The organism is Noviherbaspirillum denitrificans (assembly GCF_002211445.1).
Taxonomy (GTDB): Bacteria; Pseudomonadota; Gammaproteobacteria; order Burkholderiales; family Burkholderiaceae_D; genus Noviherbaspirillum; species Noviherbaspirillum denitrificans.
In genome coordinates this window covers 3,404,195-3,411,968 of sequence record NZ_LSTO01000001.1, presented here as the reverse complement: position 1 = coordinate 3,411,968, position 7,774 = coordinate 3,404,195, and the positions used below count along the sequence as shown (strand labels likewise).

At 62.4% G+C, this 7,774-nt stretch carries 7 protein-coding genes; 2 read left to right on the top strand and 5 right to left on the bottom strand.

The genetic code is table 11. The features are described from left to right. Together AYR66_RS16495 and AYR66_RS16490 are read right to left on the bottom strand one after the other, a co-directional pair. On the bottom strand, window positions 1-1,786 hold a 1,786-nt coding region (locus AYR66_RS16495), incomplete at its 3' end, for a DUF802 domain-containing protein (RefSeq protein ID WP_088709860.1). Then, window positions 1,783-2,547 (bottom strand): DUF3348 family protein, encoded by a 765-nt coding sequence (locus AYR66_RS16490; protein ID WP_088708411.1) that lies wholly within the window; start codon window positions 2,545-2,547, stop codon window positions 1,783-1,785. The genes AYR66_RS16495 and AYR66_RS16490, both read right to left, overlap by 4 nt. Before the next feature lie 250 nt (window positions 2,548-2,797). Between AYR66_RS16490 and AYR66_RS16485 the strand changes: the two genes are divergently transcribed. Then, window positions 2,798-3,286 carry a VOC family protein gene (locus AYR66_RS16485; protein WP_088708410.1) on the top strand — a complete coding sequence of 163 codons (489 nt, stop codon included), beginning with the start codon at window positions 2,798-2,800 and terminating at the stop codon, window positions 3,284-3,286. A 25-nt stretch (window positions 3,287-3,311) separates the two neighbouring features. Here AYR66_RS16485 and AYR66_RS16480 read toward each other — a convergent pair whose 3' ends face one another. Together AYR66_RS16480 and AYR66_RS16475 are read right to left on the bottom strand one after the other, a co-directional pair. Then, on the bottom strand, window positions 3,312-3,923 hold the full coding sequence (locus AYR66_RS16480) for a response regulator transcription factor (protein ID WP_088708409.1): 612 nt from the start codon (window positions 3,921-3,923) through the stop codon (window positions 3,312-3,314). Next, window positions 3,913-5,511: an ATP-binding protein gene (locus tag AYR66_RS16475; protein WP_088708408.1), complete on the bottom strand. Its 1,599-nt coding sequence runs from the start codon at window positions 5,509-5,511 to the stop codon at window positions 3,913-3,915. Before AYR66_RS16475 ends, AYR66_RS16480 begins: the two co-directional genes overlap by 11 nt. 273 nt (window positions 5,512-5,784) lie before the next feature. Here AYR66_RS16475 and AYR66_RS16470 point away from each other — a divergent pair, with 273 nt between their 5' ends. Next, complete coding sequence (locus AYR66_RS16470) at window positions 5,785-7,203, top strand: DUF535 family protein (protein ID WP_088708407.1); 1,419 nt, start codon at window positions 5,785-5,787, stop codon at window positions 7,201-7,203. A gap of 32 nt (window positions 7,204-7,235) precedes the next feature. Here the strand turns inward: AYR66_RS16470 and AYR66_RS16465 are convergent. Continuing rightward, window positions 7,236-7,774 (bottom strand): LysR substrate-binding domain-containing protein (locus tag AYR66_RS16465; RefSeq protein WP_234814920.1); only part of this gene is annotated, 539 nt, incomplete at its 5' end.

The window sequence follows — 7,774 nt, the reverse complement described above, 5'->3', positions numbered from 1 at the left end:
CGCAGATCTGCTGCTGCTGGGCGAGCAATTGTGCGCCGGTTTCTTCCTTGAGCGCGCCGAGTTCGGTGCGCAGCAAGCCGGCCACCTCGTCCATGCGTTCGCGATGCTGGTCGAGCCACTGCGCTTCAGTGGCGATGCGGGAGCGCATCAGCTCTTCGGCGGAGGCGATCAGGCGCGTGGTTTCGGCCACGGCGGTTTGCGCGCCGGCCTGCGCCTGTCCAGTGATGTCCTGTGCGGTGCGGGCCAGGGTCTCGCAAATCTGCTGCTGCTGGGCGAGCAGTTGTGCGCCGGTCTCTTCCTTGAGCGCGCCGAGTTCGGTGCGCAGCAGGCCGGACAACTGGTCCATGCGTTCGCGGTGCTGGTCGAGCCACTGCGCTTCGGCGGCGATGCGGGAACGCATCAATTCTTCGGCGGAGCCAACCAGGCGCGTGGCCTCGGCCAGGGTGCCGCGAGCGCTCGCCTGCGCTTGCTCGGTGATGTCCTGCGCCGTGCGCGTGAGCGTGTCGCACAGCGTCTGCTGCTGGGCCAGCGTTTGCGCGCCGGTTTCCTTCAGCTCGCGGGTGAGTGTTGCTGCCATCGCTTCCAGCGATTGCGTCCACGCCTGCTGTTGCTGGCTGTCGCGCTCCGCCTGGCCGGCCTGCAACGTTGCGTAGGTGTCGCCGACAGTCGCCACCAGTGCGCCGGCGCGCTGTTCGAAGGCTGCATTGAAATCGTTGAGCGAACGGCCGATCTCGGCGACGACGCCGGCGCTTGCCTGTTCGTGGGTCTTGAGTGCCGCCGTCCAGTTTTGCGCAACGCCATCAGCGGTTGCGCTGAAGCGCGTGGATAGTCCGTCGAGCTGCGCCTGCACGGTTTCCGCCATGCGTTCGTGCATCTGCTTCGCATCGCGCGCGATGTCGCTCATCGCGGCCTCGACCACCGGCTTGATGCTTTCGCCGGCTACCTGTGCGCTCTTGCCGAGGCTGTCGCGCAGCGACTGGTCGACGGAGCGTGCCAGCTCGGTGTAGACGCCCTTGACGTTGCTATGGAATTCTTCCTGGTTGCTGAGCAGGCGCTGGTTCAGCTGCTTGCTCATGTCTTCCATCTGCGTCATCACCGCCTGCAGCTGGCTGGCCACTTGCGGCAGCGCCTGCGATTGCTGCTGCAGCGCCTTGAAAGTTTCCTGCCGCTGGTGGGTGAGCGAGAAGGGACGCAATACGGTACCGATCTTCGTATCCAGGATCTGCGCCGCCTGCATCCGTTCACGGCGGCTGAATGCAGACATCAGTCCCAGCATCGCGGACGCGGCCACGCCCGCTACCGAGGTGCCGAACGCGAGGCCGAGGCCCGAGACCGGCACCGACAGCGCTGAGCGCATCGCTTGCAGGTCGGTCGTCTTTTCCAGCGCCAGCACCGCCCCCTTGAGCGTGACCACCATGCCGAGGAAGGTACCGAGCATGCCCAGCATCACCAGCAGGCCGACCAGGTAGGGTGTAAGCGCGGGACCGGGCAAGGCGACGCGTTCGCCTTCGATGCGCAGGCGCACCGGGTTCTGCAGCGAGGGATGCACGCCGCCCAGCCAGCCGCCAAGTTCCGTCATGTTGTCAGGGATCGCGCCGAGCGCGGCAGCGAGGCTGGACGTCGCCTGCCGGAACTGGCGCAGCTCGAGCGCGCCGAACACGTAGACGGCGCCGATGACCGCGGTCATTGCCATCGCCAGGAGACTGGAATCGATGAAGCTGACGCCTACCCAGATGATGCCGATCGCGCCGAGGAGGAAGGCGGCTGTATAGAGATGTCTGTTCATTGCGTGTCTTGTCTGAATGCTTCTATAAGCCCCATCGCCGGCTGCAGGCGCAGGTCCAGCTCGGCCAGCAGCAGCATTTGCATGTCGCTGCAAAAGCGCGCGAGCCAGCCGCCTGCCCGCATCCATGCGGCGGGGTTGTCTGCCTGCTGGGTGTCAGCAAGCGCCTTCTGGTGATCCTTGTACAACTGTGCGAAATGCTTCCTGAGAAGCACCGGCACCTTCGCGAGCAGCTTGCCCTCGCGTTCGCGCAATACCCGCTCCAGCGCCACATCGAGTTCGGCCAGTTTCCTGAGCCGGGGCGAGGCCTTCGCCACCGCTTCGCGCACATTGACGCGCAGCGGCTGGATGGTCAGCTCCATGTCGCGCTGGTGCGCTTCGTGGAAACGGCGGTACGGCGGGTAGGCCGTCGCGAGGTCCAGCGGCAGTTCCAGCGGCGGTGGGGGCAGGGCGATGTGCGATTTGCCCGGTTTCAGCGCACAGCTCTTGACGATGGAATTCGTCAGGAACGCCTGTATGCGTTCGAAATCGGCAACGGCAGCGGCACGTGCGGTGTCCAGCGCTTCCGCTTGCATTTTTGGAAAGCTTGCCAGTCCGTCACCATGCACCGCCGACAGCCTGATGGCGTCGGCGAAATGAACCCAATGGCCCAGCTCTTCCGCAAATGCCTTGCCGGCGTCGGCGGTATCGACGAGCGCCAGGTCAGCAAGGCAACGGATGAGGTTTGAACCGTGGAAATTTGTACGCGGCAACTCTCGCGTCATAGGGAGGTGCAATCAATAACGAACAAGCGGGGGGACGGCGCTGGCGCCGCATACAGAACGCGCGATTATATCCCGGCGGAAGGGGATCTCAAACCTGCAGGAAAGACAATTCCCAATAGAAAGATGTCATTTTTGAAACTTCTGCTTGCCCCATCTCCGCAGTAGCATTGACCGATCGCGGAGGCATGACGCCGTCTCTCTGGCAAACTGTGACGGCCGATCAAACCTGTCTTTCCCAAGGAGGCACTACATGACCAGCAAGAATACGATCTGCCTGTGGTACGACGGCGACGCCGTTGATGCTGCCACCTTCTATGCCGCCACGTTTCCCGACAGCGCGGTTGGAAAGGTATTCCGCGCACCGGGCGACTATCCCGACGGGAAACAGGGCACTGTGCTGACGGTTGAGTTCACCGTCGCCGGGGTTCCCTGCGTCGGACTGAACGGCGGTCCGCATTTCAAGCACAACGAATCTTTCTCTTTCCAGATCGCCACCGACGACCAGGAAGAAACCGACCGCCTGTGGAATGCGATCGTCGGCAATGGCGGCCAGGAAAGTGAATGCGGCTGGTGCAAGGACCGCTGGGGACTGTCATGGCAGATCACGCCGCGCGCCCTCCTCGCGGCGATAACCGATCCCGATCCGGCGGCGGCCAAACGGGCATTCGACGCGATGATGACGATGAGGAAGATCGACATCGCGGCGATCGAGGCGGCACGGCGGGGATCGTCAACTTGAGCGGATGTTTCCGCCGGCGCGCTGTCTAGGTCGCGGGTACGGCGAGGCCGATGCGGACGAGATCCGCAACGTTGTTCACGCCTAGCTTGGTCATCAGTCTTCCTTTGTGCACTTCGACAGTGCGCGGACTGATACCGAGCAGCTGGGCGATCTCGCGGTTGTGCCTGCCGCTAATGACAAGTTGCATCACTTCCTGCTCTCGCGGCGTCAACGCAGCCAGCAACTGTGCATGCTGGGAACGCTGTTCCGCTTCGACTTCCGCCGACCTCGCTTGATTGAGCGCATCTTCGATGGCGTGAACGAGTTTGTCCTCGTCCAGTGGCTTCTCGAGGAAATCGCTCGCGTTCGCCTTGAATGCCTGGCGTGCCAGCGGCACACAACCATGTCCGGTAATAATGATCACTGGCAACCGGCATTCAATTTCCTGGAGGCGTTGTTGCAACGCCAGGCCATCCATTCCTGGCATCCTGATATCGATCAGGATGCAACCGCTCCAATGGCTGCGCCACGCCTGGAGAAAGTCTGCGGCGCTTGCGAACAGGGCAATGCGATATCCGCGCAAGCCGAGCAGCAATCCAAGCGAGTCCCGGACGCCGGGATCATCGTCGACGATAAAGACGGTCAATTCATTTGACATGTTCGCTCCCGTGATCGACCAGCGGCAGGACAAACCGCAACAGCCCCCTCTCTCCAGTCTCGGCCCAGATGCTTCCGCCATGGGCTTCGACGATCGAACGGCTCAATGCCAGGCCAAGGCCAAGCCCGTTCGATTTCCCCGAGACAAAGGGCTCGAAAAGTTGCGAAATCGCTTTTGCGGTAATGCCCGGCCCGCTGTCTTCGACCGTCACTTGCAAACGCGCGCCGGCAAGGCGAACAGCAGTGATCATGATCTCCCTATGCTCTGGCGGTCGCGCCATCACCGCGTCTACGGCATTGGCCACCAGATTGCGCAATACCAGCTCGATCTGCAAGCGGTCGACGCGGATCCGGATGCCGGGAACCACCGCCACGGACAGCCGCACGCAAGAAGTCTCGCATTGCGCGGCGAACTGTGCGACGACGCCGTCCACGATGACAGCAATGTCCGTTGCTTCCAGTTGCATGGTGCCCGTCCTGAAAAACTCGCGCAGCCGGATAACGACTTCTGAAACGCGTCCAGCTTCCAGCACCATCTTCCTCATGACGTCAGGGAGCAGTGCGGGATTGTCGCCATGCGCCAGCAGGTGCTCGCAGGCCCGCCCGTAGGCAGAGAGTGCCGTGATCGGCTGGTTCAGTTCATGCGCCAGTGCCGCTGCCATCTCCCCCGCGGCCGCCAGGCGCAACGAATTCTTCAGCTCGTTTGCCGTCTTTCGTTGTTCGTCCACTGTCAGGCCGATGAAGATGCCGACAATGGCCAGCACGGCGCCGAACAGCTGGAGTTCGGAAAAAGGAATCACGTCAATGCGGCCGAGGCGAAATGCGCTGGTGATGCCGACCTGGATCACGAATACGATGAGAGCGGTGGCATTCACGCCCTGCCGGGCCGCGGCCCAGATGATGGGCAAGAACAGAAAATAAAAGTGCCTGAATTTTCCCGTGCCGATCCATCCGGCGAACATGCACCCGATAAGGACGCCAGCGAGCGAAAGATAACCGGCCGTTTCCCAGTTCCCAAGCGCCGCCATGAGGTTCCGTCGTCCGGCCGGGCTGGACAGTATCCAGAGCAGGGGCATGGTCATGACAAAGCCGATGACATCTCCGATGACGTAGCGCGTGGTGGAGTCCGCAAGCGCTTCGACGGGAATCAACCCGGCGACGGTCAGGAGGCCGACATAGGCAAGCCCGTTCAAGGTGAGGGCAATCACCACGAGCACCAGCCAGAAGGTCATTTGCCTGTTGCCATATTCGCGCGAAGAACGCAGCGCGCGGCGCAAGAGCTCGCTGACGATGCCATAGCCGGTCACGAGCAACACCGCGCTCGCTGCGGACACGATGGGTCCGGCCGGCAGTCCGCGCACCAGGTGCTCACTCAATTCCAGCGCGACAAACCACGGAAGCGCTGCGCGCCTGCCGATCTTGAGCCAAAGGAGCAGGCCGAGCGCGAACTCGGGATTCCACGGGGTGATATTGAGTCCGAACAGCGGTTCGACGTAGCTGACCCAGTCAAGCAAGACATAGGCGGCAATGAACAGAAGTCCGAGTGTCGCTTGTCCGAACCGGTTCGGAATAAGGGAAATGGTTGCCATCGGACGGATTATCGCGTGTCGCTTGGATCAGCGCAGCATAAAAAGTGCGCAGGCGGATCCCCCGGCGGCTGCGCGCATCGCGCGGTCGCGCATGCTGATCGCATTGCAGCGGTCGGCTACGGGAAACACGTACGGAGTGCCCTGATTTACTGGCCAAAATGCAGTGCATAGAATCCGTGCTGGTCTGTCAGGCATGGCGCGACCCGGCCAGTCGACAACGGCGTCCGGGGAACGTGTCCCCGTCAATGGCACCCGGACATCACAAAGGATTCGATGAAGACTGCATTGCGCCTCCTGGTGCCGGTAAAGGAGTTGTCGGACGTCGACATCGCCTTGGCCCATGCCTCCAGGCTGGGCCGCCAGGTCGAGATCATCCTGCTGCACGTCGTGCCTGCCGTCCGGCCCCATCCGGGGGCCAGTATCGGCGCCGGGACGGCTGTCCATGACGAAGACCTGCTGCTGATGCTGGCGGCAATGCGTTGCAAGGCGCATGTCATTCCTTGTGAAAGCTATGTTTTCTCAGGAGTCCCTGCCAGGGTGATCGTCGATGCATCCGAACTCTTGTCATGCGATCAAATTGTGATGCGGTCAAGCCGCAGGCGGCGCGGGCCGGAATTCTTTTCACCTCGCACCGTTGCCGAAGTCAGCCGGCACGCCCGCCACATCCCCCTTGTACTCGTCGCCCGCAACGCTCCTCCAGAACGAATGTTCTCCGTTATGAAATCGCATGCCCCCATGAGAGGCGTGACAATCCGCTCCGGCGCGTCCGCCGAGAAGCGCCGGATTCCTTTCCTGCGCGAGTGGATCAAGCTTGAGCTGCGCGCACTTCTGCACTGGCGCCACACGCGCCAGTGGCTGGGATTGCTGAATTCGCATCCTGCGTTTTCCGAACTCGTGCAGCGCTGCCCGCGTCTGCTGTACAAGATTTACCGCCCCTATCTTTCCGGCACCCTGTCGATGTGCGACAGGATTGCCGTCATCGCGTCGCATTACAGCTTCGTCGATCGAAAGGGCTTGATGCCGCTTGTCATAGAGGCAAGCGCCGCAGGCGTACGGATGGGAACGGTCGAAGGCAAGTCCGGAACCAGGTACGAGATTCGCCTGCACGCGGTCGGCATGCTGGAGCGGGAAGGCGAACTCGTGCTGCGCCTGTCCGAACTGGACGGCATGGATCTGGCATCGATAGCGTTCACCTTTGCGGATGTCAATGAAGTCCGCACGCTGCGCATCGGTTGCATGCAAGGTCCGAAGTCCGAGGAGGCGCTCGCGGCGATTCGTCACGCAACGCGCGAGTTGCACGGCATGCGGCCCAAGCATCTGCTGGCCCTGCTGGTGCGCCATCTCGGTCATGCGCTCGGATTTGGCAAGTTGAGGCTGGTCGGCAATGCGAATCGGGTCGTGCACGGTGCGATGCGCCAGGGGCGGGTACGTGCCGATTACGACCAGCTCTGGCAGGAAATCGGCGCGCTGCCGCGCCCGGATGGCGACTTTGAAATAAGCTGTGCCCGGCTGCAGCCTCCCGACCTGTCGGACGTAGCGTCAAAGAAGAGAGCGGAAGCGAGAAGACGCCACGACGTCGTGATGCAGCTTGCCACCGACGTCGAGAGACAGTTCCTGCAGCGTACCGGGCGTACCCGTGACGACGAACAGCCCACAAGCCATCCGTTTCAATACGACCCGGTACCTGCCTGAAATGCCGTCGTGGGACGGGCTCCACGCACCCGTCAGGCGGGCGAGGGGAGCGCGCCTTGTGACGCAAACCTGCTCATCACAAACCCCACCATGGTCTCCACCGCCGGATTCCCATGCTGCGAGCGCCAGGCCAGGTATAACTCCGCCTGGATATTCGACTGCCAGACCGGCCTGAACACCACGTCGCGGAACGGCAGCGTCATCGCCGATGCCGGCACGATCGCCATCCCTACTCCGCCACGCACCAGCGCCAGGATGGTATGCGTCTGCCCGATCTGCTGCACGGTCTGCACATGCACGCCGGACAAGGCGAACAGTCCCGCGATGAGGTCGTAGAAATACTTGCCGTCATGCGGCGAATACATGATGAACGGTTCGTTCTCCAGGTCTTCCGGACGGAGGGTTTTCTTGCGCGCCAGCTTGTGATGTGCGTTCAGCGCCAGCATGAGCGGCTCGCGCAGCAATTGGCGCTGCTCGATTGAGGGGGCATGCGCCAGCGGCCGCACGAAGCCGATGTCCATCGCTCCCGATTCCAGCCCTTCCAGCTGCTCCTTCGACACCATTTCCTTGA